Origin of the sequence: Photorhabdus sp. HUG-39, from assembly GCF_963878365.1 — a bacterium.
GTDB classification, from domain to species: Bacteria; Pseudomonadota; Gammaproteobacteria; order Enterobacterales; family Enterobacteriaceae; genus Photorhabdus; species Photorhabdus kayaii.
Genome location: NZ_CAWNWY010000025.1, coordinates 1 through 24,689, shown reverse-complemented (window position 1 = coordinate 24,689; position 24,689 = coordinate 1). Strand labels below are relative to the sequence as shown.

The following is a 24,689-nucleotide window of genomic DNA, read 5'->3' as shown; positions in this document are numbered from 1 at the left end:
AATTAACTGATAGCATTCTCTTTGATCTTCCTTTCTGTTTGCTCTGCCAGTAATCCCTGTAATTTACGCTGCTGCCAGCCTTGCTCATAAGTTTGCATCCCACTGGCAGCGCCCGTCTGCATAAGTGTTGTTATTTGATGATTTTTTCCTTCTCGTATCAGATGACTCACTGCCTGATTAACTACCAATACTTCATATATAGCAACTCGTCCTCCTCCTTGGGCAGAGACTAATTGCTGTGCTATCACAGCTTTCAGGCTGCCTGCTAGCTGGCTACGTACCCACCCTTTTTCTTCAGCGGAGAAAATATCCACCAGCCGGTCAATTGCCTGTACAGCACCTCTGGTATGCAAAGTCGACAATACCAAATGCCCAGTCTCTGCCGCGGTTAACGCCAAGCGTATTGTCTCTTTATCCCGCAACTCACCCAACAACAATACATCAGGATCTTGCCGGAGAGCCCCTTTTAACGCTTCCTGATAACTAGGAGAATTCAATCCAATTTGCCGTTGTTGTATCAGACAATTGCGACTATGGTGGATAAATTCCACGGGATCTTCCAATGTAATAATGTGCTGACAACAGTGGCTATTCAGCATATCCACAATGGCTGTTAACGTTGTCGACTTCCCGCTGCCTGTAGCACCTGTTACCAGGATCAACCCACTCTCTTCCCGCAAAGCCATTTCACGGATAATTTCAGGTGCTTTTAGCTGTTCCAGAGTTGAACACTGAGAGTGAATTAAACGCAAAACGACTGACAACCCGGAGTGTTGACAAAAAATGTTGCCCCTCAATCGTTGGCCATTTTCTGTTTCCAACGCAAAATCCACATGTCCACTCGTTAATAGCTGTTGTCGCTGATTTTCTGATAAAAACTGCCTACTCCACTCTTCCAGCAATAGATTATTTACAGATGGCAGTTGAGTTTGCGGACAAAGCACTCCATTTATACGTAATACAGGAACTTGCCCAATACAAAGATGCAGATCTGAAGCATTATGCTTTACACTAAGGGCCACTAGCTTATCCATATTCATTTTTTAATCTCCTGAGTCACCATGAACAATATTGAACAAAATTTACAAGATGTCAGGACCCACATAGCCATTGCCGCACAGAAATGCGAACGCGTTCCAGAAGAAATTACCTTGCTTGCAGTCAGTAAAACCAAACCTGTGGAAGATATCGAAAAAGCAATCGCTGCCGGGCAACGCCAGTTTGGTGAAAATTATGTGCAGGAAGGTGTAGAAAAAATTGCGTATTTTGCAAATTGTAATGATTTGATATGGCACTTTATCGGTCCGTTACAGTCTAATAAAAGCCGTTTGGTGGCAGAAAATTTTAACTGGTGCCATACCATTGACCGCTTGAAAATAGCACAACGCCTGAACGAACAACGCCCGGAGGGAATGGAACCGCTGAATATTCTTATTCAAATAAATATCAGTGATGAACGGAGCAAATCAGGTATTCAACTTGATGAACTATCAACGCTGGCAACCGAAGTGAACAAACTACCGAATGTAAGGCTCCGTGGTTTAATGGCAATCCCGGCACCAGAACCTGACTATGAACATCAATTAATGGTTTTCAGGAGGATGGAACAAGCCTTCCTTAACCTGAAAACGAAATATCCTCAAATAGATACTCTTTCAATGGGGATGACTGATGATATGGCTGCCGCTATTAATTGTGGTTCCACATTAGTACGAATTGGAACAGCAATTTTCGGTGCACGTCAGTATCACAATTAACCATTTCAATGCTACGAGGTATTCAATGGAGAAACGTAAAATTACCTTTATTGGTGCAGGTAATATGGCTCACGCCATCATAGCTGGATTAGTAAAAGGAGGGTACCCTGCTGAGCTGATTAATGTCTGCGCACCAAGTCATACTCGCCGCGATGCACTAGCAACAGAGTATAGCGTTAACAGCGGTAGTGACAATATTCGCTACGCACAGGAAGCAGACGTTGTTGTTCTGACGGTAAAACCGCAAGTCATGGCAGATGTCTGCCAGCCTCTGAAAGAAAATGTAGATTTCAGTAACAAGCTGGTTCTGTCTATTGCTTCAGGTATTTCCGTTGCACGTTTTGATGCTTTATTACAAGACAAACTCAATATTGTTCGTATCATGCCAAACACGCCGGCATTAATTAGTCAAGGGGTGAGCGGATTATTCGCATCTGAGCAAGTCAGTCAGTCTGACCGTGATTTCACTCAAGCATTAATGAACAGTGTTGGTAAAACCTACTGGGTAAAAGATGAAAATGGCATCAATGACGTTATCGCCGTAGCAGGCAGTGCACCCGCTTATTTCTTCCTATTTATGGAATCAATGCAACAGGAAGCAGAACGTCTAGGTTTTGATAGCCAAACAGCCCGTGAAATTGTTTTGCAAACGGCAATAGGTTCTGCGGCACTGGCCGCATCAAATGTAGATCTCCCTTTTGCAACCCTGCGTGAACAGGTAACATCTAAAGGCGGTACTACTGCGGAAGCATTACGTATTTTTTATGAAGGCAAATTGCCGGAAACCGTATCCAACGCTATGCAGGCGGCTATTCGCCGGGCACAGGAAATGGAAAAACAATTTTAATTTTATCAAGGCTGCTAAATGCAATTTTTAACCTTTATTCTATTCACAGTTCTGGATTTATACATCGCTGTTTTATTACTTCGTGTATGGATGCAATGGGCTCGTTGTGATTTTTATAACCCATTTGCCCAATTTATTGTGAAAATGACCCAACCGATCGTTCGGCCATTACGCCGAGTTATACCGTCTATTGGTTCTCTCGATACTGCCTCCATTGTTGTCGCTTACGTTCTGGTATTGTTTAAATTGATCATGCAACTTTGGTTCAGTACCGGTGCGGTTGCTTTCCTCACACTTTTCATCCCTATCGGGTTAATTGAATTGCTGACAGCAGCAGGTAAACTGATATTCTGGTTGGTGCTGGCACGTGCTCTACTAAGCTGGATAAGCCAGGGACGCAATCCGATTGACTATGTTTTGATGCAACTAACAGAGCCATTGATGGCACCTATCCGCCGCATTATGCCAACAATGGGCGGCCTTGATTTTTCAGCAATGATCGTCATTTTGATCCTATACGCACTGAACTATCTCCGCGCTGATGTTCTTTCATGGCTGATACAGTAAATAAGAATTAAATTGAGCTCAAAATAATGCAAAAAGTCGTTCTGGCAACCGGCAACCCCGGAAAAGTTCGTGAACTGGCACAATTACTGGCTGATTTTGGTCTGAATATTGTTGCTCAAACTGAGTTAGGCGTAAATTCAGCCGAAGAGACCGGGCTGACATTTATTGAAAATGCCATTCTTAAAGCCCGCCACGCCGCACAAGTTACCGGCCTGCCCGCAATTGCTGATGATTCTGGTCTATCTGTAGACATCCTTGGCGGCGCTCCGGGTATCTATTCAGCCCGCTATGCAGGTGAAAATGCTACTGACCAGCAAAATTTGGAAAAATTGCTGGATACGATGAAAGATATTCCTGACGATCAACGTCAAGCTCAGTTTAACTGTGTGTTGGTTTATATACGCCATGCAGAAGATCCAACGCCTCTGGTATTTCATGGTCGCTGGCCGGGGATTATCGCTCATAAGCCTGCCGGTAATGGCGGGTTTGGTTATGATCCCATCTTCTACATACCAAAATTAGGCTGTACTGCCGCTGAATTAACGGGTGAACAAAAAAATGCTGTTTCGCATCGTGGTCAGGCACTAAAGATGATGTTGGATACACTACGTAATGCTTAAACTTCCACCACTGAGTCTTTACATCCATATTCCATGGTGTGTACAAAAGTGTCCTTACTGTGATTTTAACTCTCATGCCTTGAAAGGTGATGTTCCACATCAGGAGTATGTTGACCACTTATTGGCAGATCTGAAAACAGATCGGCCAATGGTCAATGGACGGGAAGTTACCACTATCTTTATTGGTGGAGGAACCCCTAGCCTGCTTAGCTCACAGGCAATGCAACAATTGCTGGATGGCGTTCGTGCTCTCCTGCCGGTATCGCCACAAGCTGAAATTACGATGGAAGCCAATCCGGGTACTGTGGAAATCGACCGTTTCAGCGGTTACCAGCAAGCGGGTATTAACCGAATATCCATTGGCGTGCAGAGTTTCAGCCCGGATAAACTAGTACGTCTTGGCCGTATTCACGGGCCGGATGAAGCCAAACGGGCAGCACGTTTAGCCGCCAGTCTGGGGCTACGCAGTTTTAATCTAGATTTGATGCATGGTTTGCCGAACCAAAGTCTTGATGAAGCGCTGAATGATTTACGTCAGGCAATTGCATTATCACCACCGCATCTTTCATGGTATCAGTTGACTATTGAGCCTAATACCAGCTTTGGTTCTCGTCCTCCCGTTCTACCCGACGATGATGCTTTATGGGATATCTTTTCACAAGGTCACCAATTGCTGACAGCGGCAGGTTATCAGCAATATGAAACTTCTGCTTATGCCAAGCCAGGCTATCAATGCCAGCACAATCTCAACTACTGGCGTTTTGGGGATTACCTTGGTATTGGCTGTGGCGCTCATGGAAAAATCACATTTGAAGATGGCCGTATCCTACGCACAGTGAAAACCAAACATCCTCGTGGATATATGCAGGGGCGCTATCTGGATAAACAGCATCAGGTAGAAAATGAAGATCGACCATTTGAATTTTTTATGAACCGATTCCGTCTACTGGAAATGATGCCAAAACAAGATTTCAGTGATTTCACCGGGTTATCTGAAACCTCAATTCGTACTCAAATTGAACAAGCCTTAGCCGCTGGTTATCTCTCTGAAACAGCAACACACTGGCAAATTACGCAGAAAGGCAAACTGTTCCTAAATTCATTATTGGAACTATTTCTTTAACACAAAAATCGCCTTCGGAAAATTCAACTCCACAAAGATTATCTTTGCATAAAATTGATACCTCCATTGGTTTCGTTTCTATTCATAATACATTTCCCCCGCTGAACTTCAGTGGGGACTCCATTAGATGGTAGTGACTGATTGACCAGTGTCGGATTCCTACTCCTTTTGGAGGACTGATTACATCCCAATTAATATCAAAATAATAATTCACAATTTAATTTTCAATAATAAAAACTCAATATACATAAAAATAAACAAAAAAATATAATACAAAAAATAATAATATAAAGATTTATGAATCTCTCGTATAAATATATTTATCCATGTAGATAATAGTTAATATCGACCATCAGCAAGTATATTAATTGAAGTTTAATAAAAACACATTATACACAAGAATTAAGTTTAATATATGTGAATTACAGCACAATAATATCATTTAAATTATCTCAAATACGACTATATTTAATTTTCTCTTTATTATATTCTTATTAGCACAAGCATTCTCAAAAATTATTCTTAACTTAACTTGAATTGGAATAAAAAATGAACGTTGAAAATAAAGAAATGTTATATACTTTATCCAAAGAAGAGCTGGCTACAGCACTGACTCCGTATTATAAAGACTTTTATGATCAACTTTCCGATTATCAAAAAGCAAATATCAGCCTTGATATGGTTGTAAATGATGCTCACAAGAGATTATTCCTTAATAATTTAACTCATCTTCGCATTGATAGAGAATTAAAGCCAATTGAATACGCCGGTGTATCACCATGTATTCTTGCAATTGGTACGGTTGTTGCTGATGCTTTTGGTCTTGTATTCCAATTTTTAGGTATAAATGAAGCTGAAACTCGTGCAGCCACACGCGCATTATTAAAAGAGTTAAGCCAGGATACTCTACGTGGATTACTTGCTACAATCGAAGACTTTAAAAATGCGACTTCTCTTCTTGATAAAGCGAAGATGATTTGGTCATTAATTTCTGAAATTAAGAATGCTGTAGGTTTTTCTGGAATAATCAAGGCATTAAAGGACTCAATGCATTGGTATGACTGGGTAATTACTGGGGTAACCGCAGCAGCACAATTAACTATATGGTTTGCTACAGATGGAGCCGCATTTATTGCAGAACTAGCTCTGGCTGGTGCTGCTATAGCTACATTGGGGATTGATGCGGCAAACGCAGTTCATGTTTGTTCATAAGACCTTTATTTGTAATCTTATTTAACTATCAAGGAACTTATTATTTATTATAAGTTCCTTGATAGTTAAATATCATTCTCCATATTATAAAATCGAATAAATCAGACATTAAAATATAAAATAAATAATAATTTCATCTTGTAAATTCAATATGTAAATTACTATTAATATTTTAAAAAAATTATTTTTTCACAGAAAGTAAATTATCATCTGAAAAAATATTTAGATTAATTTTGGTTATTTTAAAAATGACCAATGTAAATAATTTCTCAGCTTACTTACATATGATATAAATATATTTATTAATAACGAAGTTAGCTATGCTGCCGGGGATTCGCTCCCTTGCCATCGCGATGCATCTTGGAATCCATAGAGTATAGCTCAAATCAAACCTGACAGTTACCAGCATAAAAAACCGATAACTGTCAGACCAAACTAAAACAATCCATTGTGGAACTTCAATCACTGTTCAAATTCAAAATGGCACATGACCTGATTAAAGGGCATCAGCCACCGCATTAACTTGTGCTGACAGACTTTCCAAACCACCGCCAGACAAATACCACAGATCAGACTTCAGATAAGTAATTTTGCCATTCTTGTACGCTGAAGTGGATTTCACTTTATCATCTTCAAACTTCGCTTTATCTAGCTTACCAGCACCAATTGCTTCACTGCGGTCAATAATTAAAATCACATCTGGATTGGCTTGAGCAATCATATCAGAAGTCACTACAACGCGTTTGGTTTTATCTTCACCAGCAGGAATAGCTAATTCCGCTTTCTGTGCCTTAACCACGTCATACACGACACTCTGGTTATTCAGCATTAATTTATCTGCGTTATGCAGCAATACTAAAACTTTTGCATCAGCAGATTTAGCTTTATCCTGAGCTTTAGCAATAGTTTTTTCCAGATCGGCAATCTGATCTTTCACTTCACTCTGTTTACTAAATAATTCACCTAATAACGTTATATTACTTTCAACTGAAACCAAATAATTTTTGCTATCAGTTCCCAAATTAATTGTCGGTGCTATTTTTGACAGTTTTTCATAGAAAGAACCTTGACGACCAGTAATAACGATCAAATCAGGTTTAAGTTGCGCCAGTTTTTCCAGATTAGGATCTTTCATCCCCCCCGCATTTTCTACCTCTTTAGGTAAGCTATTACGGAGATATTCAGGCGTATTACCAGTAGGTAATGCAACAACCCTATCTGATAAACCTAATTTAACTAATGAATCATAAGTGCCGAAATCAAATAAAACAACTTTCTGAGGATTCTTTTTGACCTCAGTTTCACCGGAAAGGTGCTTAACTATAACCTTATCATCAGCCTGAGCTGTAACAGCATTTGGTGTAACTACAGCAGATTTCTGACTAAATGCGGAATGGCTTGCAACAGCAAATAACGATACCAGAACGACGGGGATTATCTTTTTCATATATTGCACTCCAAGAAAGAATATTTAGTAAGCATTTGCATTCTAGGTAGCGAAAAAAATATGTCAATCTAAATAAGAATCAATTTCAAATTGATTCTTATTTGTGATTATCAGCAACTATTTAATAAAATTCAGTAATTCAATTCGTTGTTGCTCAAGGCCACTGATCTTACCGCAAACCTCTTTGCCAAAACGCTGGAAATCTTCCTCCTGAGCCCGCCATTCAGCTTTCAAATTATTCTGCAATCCACCCAAACTACCAAGCAAAGATTGTAGTGCCTGATTATTATCACCATTTAGGCTAAATTGCTTATTGCCAATCTCATTAATACTGTCCTGTAACACTCCACCAAGACTTTGCTCAATTAAGCTACGGCTATCTTTTTCAACCTGCTTAATCGCTTGATGGTGGAATGCCATGCCATCAGAGCGAGTTTCAATAATTCGGTTTATTTGCTGATTAAGCCCTGACTCAAGATCAGACAACCGATTACGCACATTGCTATCCTTACCGATAGTATCTACTACGACTTTATCCAAGGATTTACGGGCCGTTATCAGGTGTCTTCCGGTTTCTTGTTTAATCCAAGGCAAATCCTGCCGCAAAGCCTGCTGATAACGTTGTGCTTTCTGACGCTGTTCTGTATTTAAACTTAAGTTCCTACCATCACGAATTACTGAACCATCAGGTGAAATCTGGAGATTGCCACTTGCCCCCACAACTTGAACTGATTGAGAAGTAATAATAATGTCATTCTGTGGATTTACCTGGCATTCATAACCTGCTTGAGTCTGAGCAACAAATAGCAAAGATGCAGCAATGATAATTTTGCGTAACATGTTTTCTCCTAAGAAAATCACCTGAAAGTTAAAAAATGGATCGCCCAACACGATCGGCTAACAATTCTAGGGCAGCGCAACCGGCCAAAGAGTTCCCCGATCGATCCAATTCCGGTGACCAGACAGTAACTGTAAACTCTCCCGGCACGACACACACGATCCCACCACCAACGCCCGATTTTCCTGGCATACCAATCCTGAATGCAAATTCACCGGAACCATCATACATACCACAGGTCATCATCAGTGCATTAATCTGCCGGGCCTGACGAGGACTAAGAATCTGCTGCTCAGAACCTATCGTACTCCCCTGATTCGCCAAATAAATGAAACATTTAGCAAGCTCAATACAGTTCATTTTCAAAGCGCAATAATGAAAATAAGTTTGCAGTACCGCGAGCACATCGTTATCGAAATTACCGAAGGATTTCATCAGATAGGCAATCGCTGCATTGCGGTGAGAATGTTCCATTTCAGAACGGGCAACTTTGCTGTCGTAACAAATATCAGGACAACCAGCAAGTTTGCGCACCACTTCCAGCATACGCTGTTTAGGTGCACTCAATCGCGACTGCAACATGTCACATACAATTAATGCACCCGCGTTAATAAAAGGGTTACGAGGTTTGCCTTTTTCCAGTTCCAACTGAACTAGTGAATTAAATGGCTGACCAGAAGGTTCCTGCCCGACTCGCTGCCAGATCTCTTGTTCCTGATAACGTGTCATGGCTAAAGTCAGACTTAATATTTTAGAAATAGATTGAATCGAAAAACGCTTCTCAGCATCTCCTGCATGAAATATCTGCCCATCGATGGTACAGATAGCTATTGCCAGATTATCAGCAGGAACTTCCGCCAGTGCAGGAATATAATTTGCTACTTTCCCTTGGCCAAGCAAGGGACGAACTTGTCGCAAAATATCCGACAATAACGTATTAGAGAACGTTGTACTCACTGATTTTACTCCAGACAGGGGCACCGATTAAAGGTGCCCCTGTTGTGATTCACGCAAGCTATTTTATAGCGATATACCCGTTATCTTTCAAGTTGCCTCTTTGTTGGCTGCGCTCGCTCACCCCGGTCACATCGTTATCTATGCTCCCGGGGATTCACTCCCTTGCCGTCGCGATGCATCTTGAAATCCATAGGGTATAGATTAATCAATCCCACCAAACATCAAACAATTCAGAGGTCATAACATCTTCCATACCGCGATCTTTCAGCCATTTTTCAACCAATTGGCGGTGTTCTTCTGTACACTTACCAATTTTTTGCAAACAGATTAAGCCTTCCCAATTCAGATAACCGCTGGCATCCAATGCTAAGCCATTGGATTCAATCAGCTCATCAATAAATGCATCAACAGTGCTATCGATAACATCTACAGGTGTATTAGATGGGAAATTCCACTTAACAGAAAAACCCAACTCTTTAAATTCATCAATATGCATCTTTTTACGCAAACGACGACTGCGGTTTTTAGCCATTACTTAATCCTCTTAAACATTATGTCCCATACGCCATGCCCCAACCGCTGACCGCGCAATTCAAATTTCGTTATCGGGCGTGAAGATGGACGCGGCACATAATCACCATTTTCAGACAAATTAAGGTAATTATCTACGCCATTCATCACTTCCAACATATGTTCAGCATATGGCTGCCAGTCAGTCGCCATATGGAATACGCCCCCCGCTTTCAACTTGCTTTTTATCAGTTCCACAAATGGTGGCTGTACAATCCTGCGTTTATTATGACGTGCTTTATGCCACGGATCCGGAAAGAAAAGCTGTACCATTTCCAAACTATTATCCGGGATCATGTTTTCCAGCACTTCAATCGCATCATGGCACATCACCCGCAAGTTACCGATATTTTCATCTTCAGCGGAAGCCAGACAAGCACCGACACCAGGTACATGAACTTCAATTCCAAGAAAGTTTTTCTCGGGATTCTGGCTTGCCATAGTGACAAGTGATGCTCCCATACCAAAGCCAATTTCCAGCACAATGGGGGCTTCACGCCCAAAAAGTGCCTTCATATCTAGCTTTTCCGCCTGATATTCAACACCCATTTTTGGCCAGAGATCATCAAGTGCTTGTTGCTGACGATTAGTTAACCGGCCTTGACGACGAACAAAACTCCTAACACGGCGCAATGGCCTGCCATTTTCATCAAATTCCGGCGAAATTACGTTATTTATCATGGTATTTCTGTCAGTTTTAAAGACATTTATTCAGGCAATTATGGCTGCTTTACCGGCAAACCACCTAAAGAGAGCGCATTATCCAAAGATGGGCGATTTTAGCAAGTCCAATAATGACAAGTACAATTTTAATCCCAGATTGCGCAGTGCTGCAAAAACAAAGTTCCGGTTTACAGTGAAGTAACACTATGTTGCAATCCTGTTCACGAAACACTGATATTCCCTAAAGATAATTATCCCAATGATGGAAGCAAAGCAATTCTCCAAAGTGGTACTGGATTGGTACCATAGTTACGGTCGTAAAACCCTGCCCTGGCAACTGGAAAAGACCTCTTACCACGTCTGGCTTTCAGAAGTGATGTTGCAACAAACTCAGGTTGCGACGGTCATTCCCTATTTTCAGCGCTTTATTTCACGTTTTCCCGATGTGACTTTACTTGCCGCAGCCCCCCTTGATGAAGTCCTTCATTTATGGACCGGTCTTGGTTACTACGCCCGCGCTCGTAATTTACATAAAGCAGCACAACAGATTGTGGAGCGGCACCAAGGGAAATTCCCGACAACTTTTGAAGATGTGGTTGCCCTACCCGGTGTTGGTCGTTCAACAGCAGGCGCAATTCTTTCACTTTCTCAAGGTAAACATTTCCCCATTCTTGATGGCAATGTTAAACGGGTATTGGCCCGCTGTTATGCCGTGGAAGGTTGGCCGGGTAAAAAAGAGGTCGAAAGCAGCCTCTGGCAAATCAGCACCAATGTAACGCCAGTACAAGAGGTGGAATATTTTAATCAGGCCATGATGGATTTAGGCGCAATGGTTTGCACTCGCAGCAAGCCGAAATGTGAAATCTGCCCATTAAATCAAGGATGTATCTCTTACGCTAACCATAGCTGGACAAAATATCCCGGTAAAAAACCTAAACAGAGCATTCCTGAGAAAACAGCTTATTTCTTGCTGATACAGAATAATGATTCTGTCTGGCTAGAACAACGCCCACCAACAGGGATCTGGGGTGGTTTGTTTGCGTTTCCTCAGTTTGAGAGCATGGATTTGCTAAACGGCTGGCTAGAACAATCAGGTATTTCTCACAGTAAACATGAACAACTCACCGCATTCCGCCACACATTTAGCCATTTTCATCTAGATATTGTGCCGATAAAAATAAATATCTTATCCTTTACTACCTGCATGGATGAAAATACAGGACTTTGGTATAACTTACAGCAACCCGCAACTGTTGGGCTGGCAGCACCAGTTGAATATCTATTACAGCAACTGAGCTGAATCCCACTCCCACTATTTTGAGGATTTATTATGAGCAGAACTGTTTTTTGTACTTTCTTACAACGTGAAGCCGAAGGACTGGATTTTCAGCTTTATCCCGGCGAATTGGGCAAACGCATTTTCAATGAAATTTCCAAAGAAGCGTGGGGACAATGGATGAGCAAACAAACCATGCTGATCAATGAGAAAAAACTCAACACCATGAACCCGGAAGATCGCAAACTACTTGAACAGGAAATGACCAAATTCCTGTTCGAAGGTCATGATATTCAAATTGATGGATATACCCCACCAGAAAAATAATATTTAGCTTTCATCAGAGCCACTGGCTCTGATGTTGTATTCAACACCAGATGGCAATGTAAGATGAAAAAACTGTTAGCGTTGTTTGTTATTGCCCCAATTCTTATTTCCTGTACCAGCAACAAAAATAGTGAATACCGCGAAGAATATATAAAAGATACCAATGGTTTTGATATTTTGATGGGCCAGTTTGCTCATAACATTGAGAACATTTGGGGGTTGCATGAAGTATTAATTGCAGGCCCAAAGGACTACGTTAAATATACCGATCAATACCGGACCCGCAGCCATATCAATTTTGAAGCTGGAACGATCACGATTGAGACAATTTCTCCAATTGACCCTACAACCTATTTACGCAAGGCCATTATCACGACCTTATTAATGGGTGATGATCCAGGTTCCGTTGATCTTTATTCTGACACTAACGATATTCAGATCAGTAAAGAACCTTTCCTTTACGGACAAGTTATGGACAATAATGGTCAACCGATTCGTTGGGAATGGCGAGCAACACACTTTGCAGATTATCTGATTGCCAACAAATTACAAAAACGCCAATCCGGTTTACATGTCATTTGGTCTGTCACTATACAACTGGTACCAAACCATTTGGACAAACGTGCTCATAAATATCTGCCACTGATTCGTCAAGCTTCCATTAAATATGGCATAGATGAATCCCTAATTTTGGCAATTATGCAAATAGAATCCAGCTTCAACCCTTATGCAGTCAGCCGTTCTGATGCGCTTGGATTGATGCAAGTTGTACAACATACTGCTGGCCGTGATGTCTTTAAAATGAAAGGTAAATCAGGGCAACCAAGCCGTAGTTATCTATTTGATCCAGGAAATAACATCGATGCCGGCACTGCATATTTATCGATATTACAAAACAGTTATCTGGTTGATATCACTAATGCAACATCTCGCCGCTACGCAGTAATAACGGCTTACAACGGTGGTGCCGGTAGTGTATTAAGAGTATTTTCTAGCGATAAGAAAAAAGCGGCTCAAATTATTAATAACATGGCACCGGGTGACGTTTATGAAACCCTGACAACCAAACATCCATCGGCAGAATCACGTCGCTACCTGATGAAAGTCAATACTGCCCAGAAAAACTACCATCATTAACACATTAAAATATTAAGAAAATAACGGAGAGCAAATTTTCTACTCTCCGTTATTATTTTGCTTATATTTCTAGCCAATCGAATAATTTCAAAGCACAAGTCACTATTTCCAAAGAAATCTATTGACGGGCTCTACCGAATACGGTTTAATGCGCCCCGTTGCCCGGATAGCTCAGTCGGTAGAGCAGAGGATTGAAAATCCTCGTGTCGGTGGTTCGATTCCGCCTCCGGGCACCAATTCAAAGTGCGCTTGTTGGGAGATAGAAACTTAACGGGCGTTCGATACTGGGACCTAAGTGCATCGTTACAGTTGACTTAATCTTGCGTCACTTCGATATAAAGTATAAAGGTTCTAGATTCAGGATATCTGAGAGATCAGATGTCCTTTTTTCGTTCGAGCGCAATATTTACAAGTTCTATTGCAACTGTCAAGCCATCCAAACTAAAATCAATGAATTAATTAACACGATGTTGTATGTCGGTTACTCAACTTTCCCCATTGATCAGAAAAAGGTCAATTATGAGGGATTACATCAGTTAAAAAAATTCCCCATCTTGCGACAGGGAATTTGTACAGAAAAAACAAGTCCAGGCAACAGCAAAAATATTTTCGGTTTACCTGATTAATATTTCGCCTTTTTCTGACTCAGCATCGATATAAAGCATTAATTCACGCTCCAACGCACGCCCGGCAGTATCCAGATTGATATCAATATATTCCATCGTCGTGGCAATACTGCGATGCCCCAGTAATCCGCGCACCATTTGCAAATTACGATCAGGCGCTTTCATCAGTTCAGTTGCCAGGGTATGCTGGAAACGGTGTGGACCCACATCAAATCCACACTCTTTTGATAAGCGCCGAAAGAATGATTTTATCGTCTGTAACTGGTCGGTTTCGTTTCCTTTGTCTGTTTTGGCGGTAAAATAGTCCACACAAAACAGGGGATCACTCAATTTTGCCCCAGCAGCCTGAGCACGCTCCAGCAAAATCTCCAGTCGCGGATACAACCATTTCACCACCGGCACCTGATGTTCATAATGGTTCTTACTCCCCTCGGAGCAAAGAATAATCCGACGCTCATGCAGGTCAATATCCCCCAACCGGATATGTAATAACTGATTTTGCCGCATCCCGGTATAACGCAATGTATCCAGTACCGTCAGCCAGTACCAGGTCGGATATAATGCACAGCGGGCACGATGGTTATCCCCTGCCTGTCGCTCCCGCTCTTCAAATTGCCCCATCGTGAGATACAAGGCCGTCAGTTGTTTTTTGGTCAATGTTTTCTTTTTATTTTTGTTCGCATTGACCACCACACCATTAAAGGGGTTTTCCGTTTGGGGCAGTATTTTTTCTTCTATCGCAAAATTAAACACCGCCCGCATATGCGCAATCTTACTGTTCCAGGTCACACCTTTCAGGCCAGACTGATGCAACACATATCTGCGTCACGTCAGGACCTGTTGTCGGGTCACTTGAGCAGGCCGATTGTCCACACCTGCAAACACCTGGAAGGTATTCACCACCTTGCGATAACTTGACTCCGTATCCGGCCGCAATATTTTGGCAAAGAAATACTCATCCAGCAGGTTATCCCAGGTCATACTGTCCATCTCTACTTCCTCACTTCATCAATTTAAAAACCCATTGCGGGGCGCAGAAAATAACATATTATTATTAAAGATGCTTTTTCATGAAATCATGAGAAAAGGGCTATCTTCCGGTACAGAATGGCCACGATAAAGCAACGTGTTTTTGATTAGGTAGCCATGAATACGTTGATAGGAGCCAGCCCGATCAGCCGAATCATAAAGATGACAGCAACAAAAACACTTTCCACCACTGACTCGATGTCGTCCCAACCGCTCAAATGCGGTTTGTACCCGTTTCCATTTTTCGCTAACCTCTTTGCCATCCACCTGCTTCTTCTCACTGAGAAACTGGAAGAAAATGGCCGGCACACTCACAAACACAAAACCACTGACCAGATGTATCCGGGCTTTCGGCGTATTAATGGTCATCACCCCATGCCTTAATCCAGCGGACAGCCAGTCCCAGAATTGCTCTCCAATACAGGATGTCTCAATCGCATTTTCGTTCTGCAATGTTGCCTGAACCGAGTGTTGTGAAGGCACCGGCGTGTCTGGAGGTACGATTTCTGCTTCACTCGCCATAACCTGTTCTGTCACTGTGCCCGCGACATTCATCCCCATTAATGACAATAGCTGTTGCGTGCTCTCATCAACAGACTTCACGGCTGATGAAACAATTTCAGTCATCGGGTTATCTTCCTGCCGTCTCTGAGAAGGCAGAACACTTTCCATTGCGGTTGATAAAGGCGTAGCAGAGACATCAGGATTGCCTGAAACAATAACTTGCGGTAATGCAGCCGTGACAGATAATATTTCTGATATTGTCGGTGCGCCCGCTTTATTCAAAGCTTCTGTCATTATCTGATTGATTGCGTCATCTTCCTTCATATCACCGGATAAAATACAGAACAGCGCAGGCAAGGCATGAGGTACTGACGCCAGCCAGGTCAACGCCTTAGCCGGCAGCAATCGTCCGGCGAGCAACAGCCCGAAATGACAGGCAACCCTCGTCTCCACTGGAGGAGTTTTGAACCGGAAACGATACGGCCCCTGCGGCACAACCAATCCCGGGTACCAGGGTTGGCCTTCATCCAGTTCTCCGTCAAACTGGGCCAAAACAGGTAAAAAATGAAATAACGCAGCGTAAAACACCACCGTGCTCCATATCACACTTTGTTCTGCCTGCGTCTCAGGGGCCACACCCGGCGGTAACATCTGTCCTTTCGCCAGACGTACGGCAAATGCAGTACATTGCAAAGTCACATCTATCAAGCCCCCAGGTGGGCATAAGACCCCTGCGGTGCCGCCGGAAGTTGTTGCATCAATGCAACACACTCATGTAACGGGGCCAGCCACAATGCCTGATAGTGTGTTTTAGGTAATGCGCTATTGTCCCACAGACACTGTAAACACTGCCGTCGCCGGGAAGTATCCAGCAACAGTCTGGACTCAGACGGCAAAAAGTAGCCTGCTTTGACCGTTTCTGGGATGGCGGTGGGTTGTGGAAGTGACTTTTTTCCTGCGGATGTTCCCGCCAGCAGGATGTTAATTTTTTTCAACACGATTAATCTCCTCTTTTTTCCCCAAAACCCTAATACATCCTCTGACAGGGACAAGGCAAAACTCTTTTCCGGGAATAAAAATTAATCAATGAAAACCGCACGCAATGATTCAAACGTTCCCAATTCCGTCACGGGTAAACGAAGCGTGTATCCGGTTATTTCGTTGAATCAGTCATGATAAGTACAAAAGGCACATGGCGACTCATGCAAGAAAGGATTAAGGGAAATAGAATGTGTCCAGTGCATCTGGGAAGCACTGCCGATTCAGACCAAAACGTGTCAGGGATAAACAAAACAACTTCAATCGATTTATTTCTCATCTCCGTCCTGTTCGGCCCAAGAACCGGACACTCCCCCTCAGAGGAATATTCCCCCAATGGGTAAATCGCCGGCGTCATATCCGCCGGCAGTAGTGTTATCAGACGCTCAGGTAAACCTGAACCTGTTTTTTATGTCAATTCACCCAAGGAATTTCCCTGCGGGATAACATTGTCAGCGCACTAACATCCGTCATATGAAATATTGCCGAGAATGTAGGCCGGCCCGACCACTTTACGGATACCGCCCTCACCTTCCTCACCAAATTCCAGCTCATCAAAGCTGCCAGCTTCCCACTGCCCATTCTGGTACTTGTCGTAACCACAAAAGCCACAGACATCCTCAAAATAATGGGTAATATGGCAGTGATATTGCCTGGATAAAGGCACCATAATTTTTTCATACCATGGCTCCCAGGGTGCTGTATCAAAATCCCCGGTCAGACTACCATCATCATTGTACTTCCAGGCTATTTCATAACCTCGCGGCCGTGCCATATCGTACAATCGGAAATACAACTCATGAGTCGTTTCGTGATCCCTTAACAATCCACCGCAAAATCCATTGATTTCACTCGCAAGACGGGTCGGTATCAGCAGAAACAAGTCACAAGGAACTGTCTCTGTCAGCCTGTCATCAAGATGAGACCACAGCATTTCCGTGTCATGCTCTCCGTTCCAGTCAACCAGACCGAACCAGTCGCAGGACTTTTGGTTAAACAAAGCTATAATGGTTTTCTGCGCTACCGGGAGCAACGTCTCCCATTTTCGCGCAGCCAGACCACTTTGTTGGTATAGCCTGTCAATCTGTTGGCTGGTGACTTCATCAAGCGCAACATTCTCTTTTAACAAGGCCAGCCATTGCTCAAACGCCTGGTTTTCCGGTGAGCCGTCTCCTTTTCCCTGCGCTACCAGCGCCAGATAAAGTGGATAATCTGTCGTTTCAGTGGGTTGCAGAAGACCGGCACAGCCCGCGACAAACAGCTTAATACTTTGATGGATAGCCTGCCCGTAATAGGGAATGACGTCTCCCAATCCCCATTGTTGCAGAGCCTCCAGTTGGTCAGGTTGGCCTGTGATATGCAAACGATTGGCGTAACACTTCGGCATAGTAAAAAATCCTCTTTTTTACCTGAAACAGGGCATACCCTGTGAAGGCTATACCCCCACAGGCAGATGATAAGTTCAGCGATGTGAAAAAAGGCTATCCGGCTTTCGGATAGCCCTATCCGAATTATTTATAGCCGGACAGCCGGTCTCCACAATTTTGTGGCCTGTACATCAGGGCGCCTTCTTTTTCCAAACGCCGCGATAATCCTGCCCGTCATCACCCGGTACAAATCAGGCCGGAAACGCCTGCCATGACGACGGGCGACTTTATTCTTGCGGACAGTTTTTGGGGCTGTTTTGGTCTTAATCTTTTTCATCAGTAACGCTCCGAAATAAAAACGGGCGTTATCCCCTGACGGGAAATAACGCCCGTCAGGGTGAAAATGACTGCCGGCATCCCGGCAATCAGGGATAAAATTGTGTGATAATTTGTGTGGCTGTCAGCGTCACCTTCAGATCACATTTGTCATTCAGTAACCGGTTGAGTGTCAATACGGAGAAACCCAGCTTTTCCGCAAAATCATCTCCGCCCACCGCCTCCCGGGCACGTTCATACCAGCCTTCGTCCTTCTCTGGATGATAACCGCACGCATAAGCGACAAGATGTCTGCCGTTTTGCATCGTACCCATATCAGACATGATATAAATGCCCTGATCCTTGACCAGCAACACGTCACACTGATGGGCTATCGCTTCCCGCAACACGGGCTTCAGGTCTTTAGCCTTAAAAAGTAACATCGTCGTTCTCCTGAGGAGAAACGTTCCCATTGAGGGAACATTTCCCCCAATGGGTTAAATTTTAGTTATGCTGCCAGCCTCTGTACTGGCGAAGACAGGTTCACTGAACGGGTTTTCAGCACAAACTGCTCATCTACCCAGGTGATTGCCTCATCCACCACATCCCGATAATCTCTGACTGTTGGGTTGTTAACATCTTCAATGTCTACATCTGATCGAAAACTCTCTATCACACGATCATTTTTGTATACCACATCAACCCGAAACTGGACGGGTGTCATCAATCCATCGGAGACCGCATCGATATAGTCTTCGAGATACCCTGACTCAAATTCCTCTGCCTCAATATTGTGCAAATCCTGTGGCCCCATTAATACATCGATGTAACCGATAGCGGAGGAAAAACGCCGGATTAAACGGGGTTCAACCTGTAAGTAACGAAGAAATTGACCCAAACGTTCAAAACAATACAGACACGTTTCTGTCAACTGCTTATCCAAATAGTCCATAAAACGTGTCCAGTACTGTTGCGTTTTACTGAACTGTTCCAGCGTGATTTGTTCCTCCTCCGGCAAGTTATCCTGTGCCGTCAGACGGAGAAACTCCTCCGCCGACATATTCAGCAAAACGGCTGTGTCGGGTCTGATAAGGGTATCCACACGACCACTGCTTTCCGGATGGGTATAGGGCATCAGCATCGGATCCTGATAAGCATGAGATATCGCATCCATTCCCCGTATCCATAACGTCAGGATACGCTCACTATTTCTGCATCTGGCCCGGTTTGCCGGATCCTCAGACAAACTGTCCAAAAGATGAGTCATGATGGGCAAAAGTAACTCTTTGGTAAACTTTATATAGGTATTGACGTAATCTCCCTGGCTCTCATGAAACAGATAGAAAATAGCGTCGTCATCCAGCTCCAGCCCCATTCGCTCTGCGAATTGATGCCGAATATAAAAACGTAATAAAGACATAAGGGAAATCTCGTGATTGACGGGGTTCCCCCTGTAGGGGATATCCCCTATCGGGTTAATGTGATGCCACCCAATGGTGACTTTGAATTAAAGATGTGATGTCAGCCAGCCTTGCGCATCACTATTTCGTCTTCAGCTTCCTGACGCTGACGTTTGAACTGCCAGAAGCCTAAATGGTACATTGGCGTCACCATTTGCTGAGACATGACATGAGTGAGTGAATTGCCTACCGTGACCACGGCCGGAACACCCAGCAACGACAGTTGGATATACGTCATCATCGCGGCAACCGGGTCGATATCGACACAAAACGCCAACATCTGCTGCTGAGGATTAAACCCCGCTTCCAGCAGAGTCTGATGCATCGCAATAATCATCCCGCCGGCGCCACAAGCCGGGTCAGACACCGTGATATATTCATGCTCTCCGGATCCCAACTTCGTCAAGCCTTCAGTGAACTGCATTCTGGCCATCATATGGCTGACAGGAAACGGCGTAAAATACTGACCAGCCCGGTCATGACCTAATTCCAGCGCCATGAAAATAGCCCCCAGAAAATCACCGACTGCATACTCCAGCCCCGTAATAACTTCACTCAGCAAACGACTCAGCCGGAATGCATCTTCACGGGAATAACGTTTAACCCGCTGCATATAGTCCGCTTCAAATTCCTCATTTTGCAACAGCGCGTTATACAATGAACAGGCGGCCATATGCACAAAATCACAGAACACCTGCCAGCGGTTTTCATGGGGTGCAATCTGGTTAAACAGTCTGATAAAAGCCTGTTTATGTGGATTCGGTTCCCGGTAAGTTGCCGCTAATGGCAGCGCCACAACGTTATCGTCAGGCGGATCATTATCTTCATCCGCATAACCACGGTCAGACGCCACCGGCGGTAACAACAACCATTCAGAATGTGATGATCTGTCCGGTTCACCAGTATCAGCGGGTTCTGTCACCGGGATCCGAGCATAGTTTAGATACGATGGCTGGCTGGCGAATAACGCCAATGCCTCGCTGGCCTGCCCCAACTCTTCCGGAAACAACCTGCCTTCTGGCTGGTCATGCCGTTCCCAGTGATATATTCGGGCTAAAGCACTGACAGCCATCAGCGGTGTGATACCCTCATCAATATGGCGCTGAACCACCTCATCATATTCCAGCATGGTGTCATTCAGCGGCAAACCATAGTGCTCACTGAGCAACACGGTAGCTATCTGCTGCCACAATTCCACCTGGGTCGGTAACTGCTGTCTCCGGTCTTGCAAATAATCCATGGCACGGCGGGCATCATTAGCCACCTGAAATAACCACCACGGATCTGAACCCAAAGCGTGTTCCCAGGGTACTGTATTATCAGGATAGACCGAGTTACCCCGAACACCGGTTAATGCCGCCACAAACGCCGCGCCCAATGCTGTCACCCATTGTTCCCGAGCTTCATCTAACTCACTTCGGGTTGTCAGGCCAAAGCGGTTTAACCGGGACGGATGGCCAGTGGCATAAACCAGTTGATGCAACAAGTCATGCCAGTATTGTGAATCTTCAACGTAGTCCCGCTGGACAGGCAGCTCAATACGATCATGCCATGGTCGGTAAACGGGCATGATGCCCGATCGATGAACCACCGGGATCCCACTGGCCGTCACCAGTTGCTGAACAGCGGTAAAACCGGGAGCCGGACGGGGAGGTAAAGGACAACCGGGTTGAAGTTCTGTCGGCAGTCCTTCACATTGTTCCAGATTAATGACACGTATCAGCGACATTGAAGGCTGGTAACGGACGATGGTTGTTGGTTTTTCACCGTTGACCACCCATCCGCCTAACGCTCTTAACTCATCACCGGTTAACCAGCGGTTAGATATCAACTGCCGCTGCAACATAGTTTGCCAGAGCAACAGCACATTGATACCGCTAAACGGTTGTCCGGTCAGCGCATGCTGCGGCAAACCGTACTCACTGGCCGCTTGCCAGGGCGCCCATCCACTTTCCAGGCTGTCTGTAAGACGTCGGGTTATTAACCGGCAGATATCATCCGGTAGGTAAGAAAGGGTCATCATCTTTCCTGTCTAAAATTAAGGAAGAGACCCGTCCACAGGGAGTCGTCTCTCCCCGGGGGATAAATAATTAGCGCATGAAATAATTAGCTATTCTGGCCGGTAACGCGGTCAGCCAGTGATAAACTGCTGACAAGTCAACTTCGTAAGCGTGAAACATCAAACACACGCCTGTCACCAGCGACGTCAATGCTATCCCGGTCAACAGCCAGCGACGACGCTGCCTGAGTTTTTTCTCCTTTAACTGAACCTGTTGATACAGGAACAGCCCCAGCGTCTGCAACTCACTGAACCGGTGAAATTCCTCACGCCGTAAGGCTTCAGAAGCCTCATCGTAACGCTCAAGCTCGGTCGGATGATGGCGAGCAAGAAAACAGCGGTAACCATGATTTCTCAGCGTGTGATAGTGATTGTCGAATTGTGCCTGCAACCACTGATTAAACCGGCTACGGGTTTTTTTGAATATCTCCGGTTCAGTCAGCGCCTGCACTGACAGAGACTGGGACGATTCCCGAATGTATTCTTTAGTCGTCATTGTACTCATAGGGTTAACTCCTGTTGTAAAAAAATGACTGACGGAGTTAACCCTCACGGGTTTCCCCGTCAGGGTGATCAATAAATTAGGCGTCCAACGCAATCAGCAACCGATCAGATTCATGTTTAAGCCGCAGCGCTTGCCATAAGGGGGCCTTCATGTCGCCGTCATGCGGCAAACAGAAAAAACCAAACGTCACCTCACAGACTCCCGGCTTTGCTGCCGACCAGGCTTTGAATGCCTGGTAAATCAGTTGATGAAACCGCTCTGTTTCATATTCTGGCGCAGACGGATAACTTACCATTCGCAGCCAGACTGGCTCTTCAATCGCCACAGCTGGCATCACCGCCCGGGTAACGGCAATCAACGTCTCATTGACCATTATGCGGCCTCATCATAAGCTTTCGACAAACTACGCTGTCTCAGCAGACGCGTGAGCATCTGTTGCGCCGAATCCACCGCTTCCGTTTCGTCGATAAGGTACCGCTCGCCATAAAACGGCTCCGGACTCTCCTCACCGAAATACAGCAACTCCACACCCGGTTTGTAGCTGTGTCTATCTCTGACCACAACCGGTCTCCCGCACGACTTCGCGTCATCAGAAAGTTGCCATTTACCGGCATACACCGTGTGTCTTCGCGCATGAGCTGCTGGTAACCTCACCGGTCTTCGCCGTAACAACCAGGACAGCACATGGTAAAACGACAAAGAAATCCAGCGAATCACGCCCCAAAGCACTGTCACAAAGATCATTAGCATGGTTCGTCTCCTTTTATCCCCATAACAACCGGAAAACCAGTAACAACACACCCAGCGTTAAGATCCCTGCAAATTTAAGCAGCGTTATCACGCTCAAAAGTTTGAAGAGTGCGTCACGATCACGGTAGTCACATTCATCACGGATCAAATCGCGGATGAGGGATTGTTGTTTCGGGGTTAATGTCTCTGAAGCCGGCAGGATTATCGGATCAGAAGGTGAATGAAAAGCAGGCATTAACAGCTCCTGTTACCGGAAACCCGCCCCTGACGGGGACAAGCCCCTGTCTTTCCTACACAAATATTTTAACCTGCCCCCTCGTTATTGAACTTTTTCCTCATAGATTGATCTCAATAACAAACCCGACTTGAGGTAATCTTTATGTTTTCAACCTGCGCTGAACAATGGGCAAATGACACGTTTCAACATGCGGAATTAGGTGATAAACGCCGTACCAACCGCCTGGTGAAAGTGGCCTGTTCGTTGGCTAACCATATAGGACAATCGCTCGTGCAATCTCTTGACTCTCCTGCCGATGTTGAAGCGGCCTACCGACTGACCCGAAATTCCGCCATTGCGCCTCAGGCCATCGCCGAAGCCGGATTTACCGCCACCGTCGCTCACGCTCAACGTTATCGTTGCCTGTTAGCGCTGGAAGACACGACAACCCTGTCATTTTCCCACGCGTCGGTCGCCGATGAACTCGGCTATACCACCTCGACGGAAAAATCCCGGGGCATGCAGGTACACTCGGTGTTGTTATTTGCGCCTGAAGAACAACAGGTCGTGGGGTTGATAGAGCAACAGCGCTGGTGTCGAGATGTCAGTGATTATGGCAAAAGCCGACAACGCGACACACGCCCTTATGAAGGGAAAGAGAGTTATAAGTGGGAACGGGCCTCACAAGCCGTCGACAGCCGGTTAGGGGAGCAGATGGCCAACGTGATTTCTGTCTGTGACCGTGAAGCCGATATCATTGAATATCTGCGTTATAAAACGAGCCAAAAACACCGTTTCGTCATCCGTTCGATGCAAAACCGGCGTATTGAGGAAAGTCAGGATAAACTTTATGACTTTATCAGCCAGTTACAGAGTGCTGGAGAACGATTAGTTCAGATCAGACAGAAAGGCGGGCGTCAGGCGCGTGTCGCGCATTGTGATATCCGTTATGCCGAAGTGACGTTGAAAATCCCCGAAGGAAAAAGCGGTGAAGCGGTGCGGATATTTTATGTCGGTTGCTACGAAAAAGGTCCGGAGGATGGGCTTTGCTGGCATCTTCTGACCTCCGAACCCGTCAACAGTCAGGAAGACGCCCATAAAATATTCAGTTATTACGAGCGCCGCTGGCTGATAGAAGAATTTCACAAAGCGTGGAAAACGGGCGGCACGCAGGTAGAAGCGCTGCGTATGCAAAGCAAAGATAATCTGGAGCGGATGATAGTGCTGCTGGCCTTTATTGCGGTACGGATACACCAGCTGCGTTTTAAGGGTCTGAACAAAGAAGAAGCAGAGAAAGAGAGCTGTGAGACAGTATTAAGCCCCCTGGCGTGGAAATTACTGTGGTCAAAACAAGAAAAATGCCGTGTGCCGAAAAAAGCCCCGAGCTTGCATTGGGCCTTCATCAATCTGGGAAAACTGGCCGGCTGGTACGATTCCAAACGCACGGGTCGAGTCGGATGGGAACGACTTTGGGAAGG

At 44.7% G+C, this 24,689-nt stretch carries 27 protein-coding genes, 1 tRNA gene and 1 pseudogene; 11 read left to right on the top strand and 18 right to left on the bottom strand.

The window, feature by feature from the left end; all coding sequences use genetic code 11:
* Positions 1-2: 2 nt before the first annotated feature.
* Positions 3-1,040 (bottom strand): type IV pilus twitching motility protein PilT, encoded by a 1,038-nt coding sequence (locus tag AAC155_RS15960; RefSeq protein ID WP_113043282.1) that lies wholly within the window; start codon positions 1,038-1,040, stop codon positions 3-5.
* 21 nt (positions 1,041-1,061) lie between these two features.
* Between AAC155_RS15960 and AAC155_RS15955 the strand changes: the two genes are divergently transcribed.
* The 6 genes from AAC155_RS15955 to AAC155_RS15930 all read left to right on the top strand — a co-directional run bounded on the left by AAC155_RS15955 (position 1,062) and on the right by AAC155_RS15930 (position 6,126).
* Positions 1,062-1,757, top strand: a complete 696-nt coding sequence (locus tag AAC155_RS15955; protein WP_113043281.1) for a YggS family pyridoxal phosphate-dependent enzyme — start codon at positions 1,062-1,064, stop codon at positions 1,755-1,757.
* 25 nt (positions 1,758-1,782) lie between these two features.
* Positions 1,783-2,604, top strand: coding sequence for a pyrroline-5-carboxylate reductase (proC, locus tag AAC155_RS15950; protein ID WP_113043280.1), 822 nt, complete (start codon positions 1,783-1,785; stop codon positions 2,602-2,604).
* Positions 2,605-2,622: 18 nt separating this feature from the next.
* Entirely contained in the window at positions 2,623-3,171 is a 549-nt protein-coding gene (locus AAC155_RS15945) for a YggT family protein (protein WP_113043279.1), read from the top strand.
* A gap of 26 nt (positions 3,172-3,197) precedes the next feature.
* On the top strand, positions 3,198-3,791 hold the full coding sequence (locus AAC155_RS15940; protein ID WP_113043278.1) for an XTP/dITP diphosphatase: 594 nt from the start codon (positions 3,198-3,200) through the stop codon (positions 3,789-3,791).
* Positions 3,784-4,914, top strand: a complete 1,131-nt coding sequence (gene hemW / locus AAC155_RS15935) for a radical SAM family heme chaperone HemW (RefSeq protein WP_113043277.1) — start codon at positions 3,784-3,786, stop codon at positions 4,912-4,914. The genes AAC155_RS15940 and hemW overlap by 8 nt, the downstream gene beginning before the upstream one ends.
* A 549-nt stretch (positions 4,915-5,463) precedes the next feature.
* Complete coding sequence (locus AAC155_RS15930) at positions 5,464-6,126, top strand: hypothetical protein (RefSeq protein WP_113043276.1); 663 nt, start codon at positions 5,464-5,466, stop codon at positions 6,124-6,126.
* Positions 6,127-6,622: 496 nt separating this feature from the next.
* Here AAC155_RS15930 and AAC155_RS15925 read toward each other — a convergent pair whose 3' ends face one another.
* From AAC155_RS15925 to trmB, 5 genes are all read right to left on the bottom strand, one after another.
* Positions 6,623-7,573, bottom strand: a complete 951-nt coding sequence (locus AAC155_RS15925) for a siderophore ABC transporter substrate-binding protein (protein ID WP_113043275.1) — start codon at positions 7,571-7,573, stop codon at positions 6,623-6,625.
* A 117-nt stretch (positions 7,574-7,690) separates the two neighbouring features.
* Positions 7,691-8,413 (bottom strand): YggN family protein, encoded by a 723-nt coding sequence (locus AAC155_RS15920; protein ID WP_113043274.1) that lies wholly within the window; start codon positions 8,411-8,413, stop codon positions 7,691-7,693.
* A gap of 28 nt (positions 8,414-8,441) precedes the next feature.
* Complete coding sequence (gene glsB / locus AAC155_RS15915) at positions 8,442-9,368, bottom strand: glutaminase B (protein ID WP_113043273.1); 927 nt, start codon at positions 9,366-9,368, stop codon at positions 8,442-8,444.
* 205 nt (positions 9,369-9,573) lie between these two features.
* Entirely contained in the window at positions 9,574-9,900 is a 327-nt protein-coding gene (locus AAC155_RS15910; RefSeq protein WP_113043272.1) for a YggL family protein, read from the bottom strand.
* Positions 9,900-10,619, bottom strand: coding sequence for a tRNA (guanosine(46)-N7)-methyltransferase TrmB (gene trmB, locus AAC155_RS15905; protein WP_113043271.1), 720 nt, complete (start codon positions 10,617-10,619; stop codon positions 9,900-9,902). Before trmB ends, AAC155_RS15910 begins: the two co-directional genes overlap by 1 nt.
* A gap of 241 nt (positions 10,620-10,860) precedes the next feature.
* Here trmB and mutY point away from each other — a divergent pair, with 241 nt between their 5' ends.
* The 4 genes from mutY to AAC155_RS15885 all read left to right on the top strand — a co-directional run bounded on the left by mutY (position 10,861) and on the right by AAC155_RS15885 (position 13,577).
* Entirely contained in the window at positions 10,861-11,901 is a 1,041-nt protein-coding gene (gene mutY / locus AAC155_RS15900; RefSeq protein ID WP_113043269.1) for an A/G-specific adenine glycosylase, read from the top strand.
* A 30-nt stretch (positions 11,902-11,931) separates the two neighbouring features.
* Complete coding sequence (locus AAC155_RS15895) at positions 11,932-12,204, top strand: oxidative damage protection protein (RefSeq protein ID WP_112896809.1); 273 nt, start codon at positions 11,932-11,934, stop codon at positions 12,202-12,204.
* Positions 12,205-12,267: 63 nt separating this feature from the next.
* Positions 12,268-13,341 (top strand): membrane-bound lytic murein transglycosylase MltC, encoded by a 1,074-nt coding sequence (gene mltC / locus AAC155_RS15890; protein WP_112878762.1) that lies wholly within the window; start codon positions 12,268-12,270, stop codon positions 13,339-13,341.
* 160 nt (positions 13,342-13,501) lie between these two features.
* Positions 13,502-13,577: transfer RNA gene (locus AAC155_RS15885), tRNA-Phe, on the top strand.
* A gap of 378 nt (positions 13,578-13,955) precedes the next feature.
* On the opposite strand, the pseudogene AAC155_RS15880 reads toward AAC155_RS15885, so the two are convergent.
* The 12 genes and pseudogenes from AAC155_RS15880 to AAC155_RS15825 all read right to left on the bottom strand — a co-directional run bounded on the left by AAC155_RS15880 (position 13,956) and on the right by AAC155_RS15825 (position 23,229).
* Positions 13,956-14,957: pseudogene (locus AAC155_RS15880) on the bottom strand (tyrosine-type recombinase/integrase).
* 78 nt (positions 14,958-15,035) lie between these two features.
* Positions 15,036-16,199, bottom strand: coding sequence for a helicase/relaxase domain-containing protein (locus AAC155_RS15875; RefSeq protein ID WP_324251142.1), 1,164 nt, complete (start codon positions 16,197-16,199; stop codon positions 15,036-15,038).
* A 5-nt stretch (positions 16,200-16,204) separates the two neighbouring features.
* A complete protein-coding gene (locus tag AAC155_RS15870) occupies positions 16,205-16,498 on the bottom strand; it encodes a TraI domain-containing protein (protein ID WP_324251143.1) in 294 nt (97 codons plus the stop codon).
* 500 nt (positions 16,499-16,998) lie between these two features.
* Positions 16,999-17,925, bottom strand: coding sequence for a DUF1281 domain-containing protein (locus AAC155_RS15865; protein ID WP_113043268.1), 927 nt, complete (start codon positions 17,923-17,925; stop codon positions 16,999-17,001).
* A gap of 128 nt (positions 17,926-18,053) precedes the next feature.
* Positions 18,054-18,242: a hypothetical protein gene (locus AAC155_RS15860; RefSeq protein WP_082300852.1), complete on the bottom strand. Its 189-nt coding sequence runs from the start codon at positions 18,240-18,242 to the stop codon at positions 18,054-18,056.
* An 88-nt stretch (positions 18,243-18,330) separates the two neighbouring features.
* Positions 18,331-18,663, bottom strand: a complete 333-nt coding sequence (locus tag AAC155_RS15855) for a DUF3085 domain-containing protein (RefSeq protein ID WP_065391120.1) — start codon at positions 18,661-18,663, stop codon at positions 18,331-18,333.
* A gap of 65 nt (positions 18,664-18,728) precedes the next feature.
* Positions 18,729-19,640 carry a hypothetical protein gene (locus AAC155_RS15850; RefSeq protein WP_113043267.1) on the bottom strand — a complete coding sequence of 304 codons (912 nt, stop codon included), beginning with the start codon at positions 19,638-19,640 and terminating at the stop codon, positions 18,729-18,731.
* Positions 19,641-19,741: 101 nt separating this feature from the next.
* Positions 19,742-21,700: an ArdC-like ssDNA-binding domain-containing protein gene (locus tag AAC155_RS15845; RefSeq protein ID WP_229015708.1), complete on the bottom strand. Its 1,959-nt coding sequence runs from the start codon at positions 21,698-21,700 to the stop codon at positions 19,742-19,744.
* Between the two features lie 70 nt (positions 21,701-21,770).
* Complete coding sequence (locus AAC155_RS15840) at positions 21,771-22,244, bottom strand: hypothetical protein (protein WP_113043265.1); 474 nt, start codon at positions 22,242-22,244, stop codon at positions 21,771-21,773.
* 76 nt (positions 22,245-22,320) lie between these two features.
* Positions 22,321-22,578 (bottom strand): hypothetical protein, encoded by a 258-nt coding sequence (locus AAC155_RS15835; protein WP_228901437.1) that lies wholly within the window; start codon positions 22,576-22,578, stop codon positions 22,321-22,323.
* A gap of 38 nt (positions 22,579-22,616) precedes the next feature.
* Positions 22,617-22,994 (bottom strand): hypothetical protein, encoded by a 378-nt coding sequence (locus AAC155_RS15830; RefSeq protein ID WP_113043263.1) that lies wholly within the window; start codon positions 22,992-22,994, stop codon positions 22,617-22,619.
* A gap of 13 nt (positions 22,995-23,007) precedes the next feature.
* Positions 23,008-23,229: a hypothetical protein gene (locus AAC155_RS15825; protein WP_036776922.1), complete on the bottom strand. Its 222-nt coding sequence runs from the start codon at positions 23,227-23,229 to the stop codon at positions 23,008-23,010.
* Between the two features lie 144 nt (positions 23,230-23,373).
* On the opposite strand from AAC155_RS15825, the gene AAC155_RS15820 reads away from it, so the two are divergent.
* On the top strand, positions 23,374-24,689 hold a 1,316-nt coding region (locus AAC155_RS15820; protein WP_113043262.1), incomplete at its 3' end, for an IS4 family transposase.

Excerpts from the sequence above, each read along its gene's own strand:
- mltC (WP_112878762.1), top strand. The coding sequence starts at position 12,268 with ATGAAAAAACTGTTAGCGTTGTTTGTTATTGCCCCAATTCTTATTTCC.
- AAC155_RS15960 (WP_113043282.1), bottom strand. The coding sequence starts at position 1,040 with ATGAATATGGATAAGCTAGTGGCCCTTAGTGTAAAGCATAATGCTTCA.
- hemW (WP_113043277.1), top strand. The coding sequence starts at position 3,784 with ATGCTTAAACTTCCACCACTGAGTCTTTACATCCATATTCCATGGTGT.
- AAC155_RS15910 (WP_113043272.1), bottom strand. The coding sequence starts at position 9,900 with ATGGCTAAAAACCGCAGTCGTCGTTTGCGTAAAAAGATGCATATTGAT.
- AAC155_RS15865 (WP_113043268.1), bottom strand. The coding sequence starts at position 17,925 with ATGCCGAAGTGTTACGCCAATCGTTTGCATATCACAGGCCAACCTGAC.
- AAC155_RS15925 (WP_113043275.1), bottom strand. The coding sequence starts at position 7,573 with ATGAAAAAGATAATCCCCGTCGTTCTGGTATCGTTATTTGCTGTTGCA.
- AAC155_RS15895 (WP_112896809.1), top strand. The coding sequence starts at position 11,932 with ATGAGCAGAACTGTTTTTTGTACTTTCTTACAACGTGAAGCCGAAGGA.
- mutY (WP_113043269.1), top strand. The coding sequence starts at position 10,861 with ATGATGGAAGCAAAGCAATTCTCCAAAGTGGTACTGGATTGGTACCAT.
- AAC155_RS15945 (WP_113043279.1), top strand. The coding sequence starts at position 2,623 with ATGCAATTTTTAACCTTTATTCTATTCACAGTTCTGGATTTATACATC.
- AAC155_RS15860 (WP_082300852.1), bottom strand. The coding sequence starts at position 18,242 with ATGAAAAAGATTAAGACCAAAACAGCCCCAAAAACTGTCCGCAAGAAT.
- AAC155_RS15835 (WP_228901437.1), bottom strand. The coding sequence starts at position 22,578 with ATGCCAGCTGTGGCGATTGAAGAGCCAGTCTGGCTGCGAATGGTAAGT.
- proC (WP_113043280.1), top strand. The coding sequence starts at position 1,783 with ATGGAGAAACGTAAAATTACCTTTATTGGTGCAGGTAATATGGCTCAC.
- AAC155_RS15940 (WP_113043278.1), top strand. The coding sequence starts at position 3,198 with ATGCAAAAAGTCGTTCTGGCAACCGGCAACCCCGGAAAAGTTCGTGAA.
- AAC155_RS15955 (WP_113043281.1), top strand. The coding sequence starts at position 1,062 with ATGAACAATATTGAACAAAATTTACAAGATGTCAGGACCCACATAGCC.
- trmB (WP_113043271.1), bottom strand. The coding sequence starts at position 10,619 with ATGATAAATAACGTAATTTCGCCGGAATTTGATGAAAATGGCAGGCCA.
- AAC155_RS15930 (WP_113043276.1), top strand. The coding sequence starts at position 5,464 with ATGAACGTTGAAAATAAAGAAATGTTATATACTTTATCCAAAGAAGAG.
- AAC155_RS15840 (WP_113043265.1), bottom strand. The coding sequence starts at position 22,244 with ATGAGTACAATGACGACTAAAGAATACATTCGGGAATCGTCCCAGTCT.
- AAC155_RS15855 (WP_065391120.1), bottom strand. The coding sequence starts at position 18,663 with ATGTTACTTTTTAAGGCTAAAGACCTGAAGCCCGTGTTGCGGGAAGCG.
- AAC155_RS15845 (WP_229015708.1), bottom strand. The coding sequence starts at position 21,700 with ATGACCCTTTCTTACCTACCGGATGATATCTGCCGGTTAATAACCCGA.
- AAC155_RS15830 (WP_113043263.1), bottom strand. The coding sequence starts at position 22,994 with ATGCTAATGATCTTTGTGACAGTGCTTTGGGGCGTGATTCGCTGGATT.
- AAC155_RS15850 (WP_113043267.1), bottom strand. The coding sequence starts at position 19,640 with ATGTCTTTATTACGTTTTTATATTCGGCATCAATTCGCAGAGCGAATG.
- AAC155_RS15920 (WP_113043274.1), bottom strand. The coding sequence starts at position 8,413 with ATGTTACGCAAAATTATCATTGCTGCATCTTTGCTATTTGTTGCTCAG.
- AAC155_RS15825 (WP_036776922.1), bottom strand. The coding sequence starts at position 23,229 with ATGCCTGCTTTTCATTCACCTTCTGATCCGATAATCCTGCCGGCTTCA.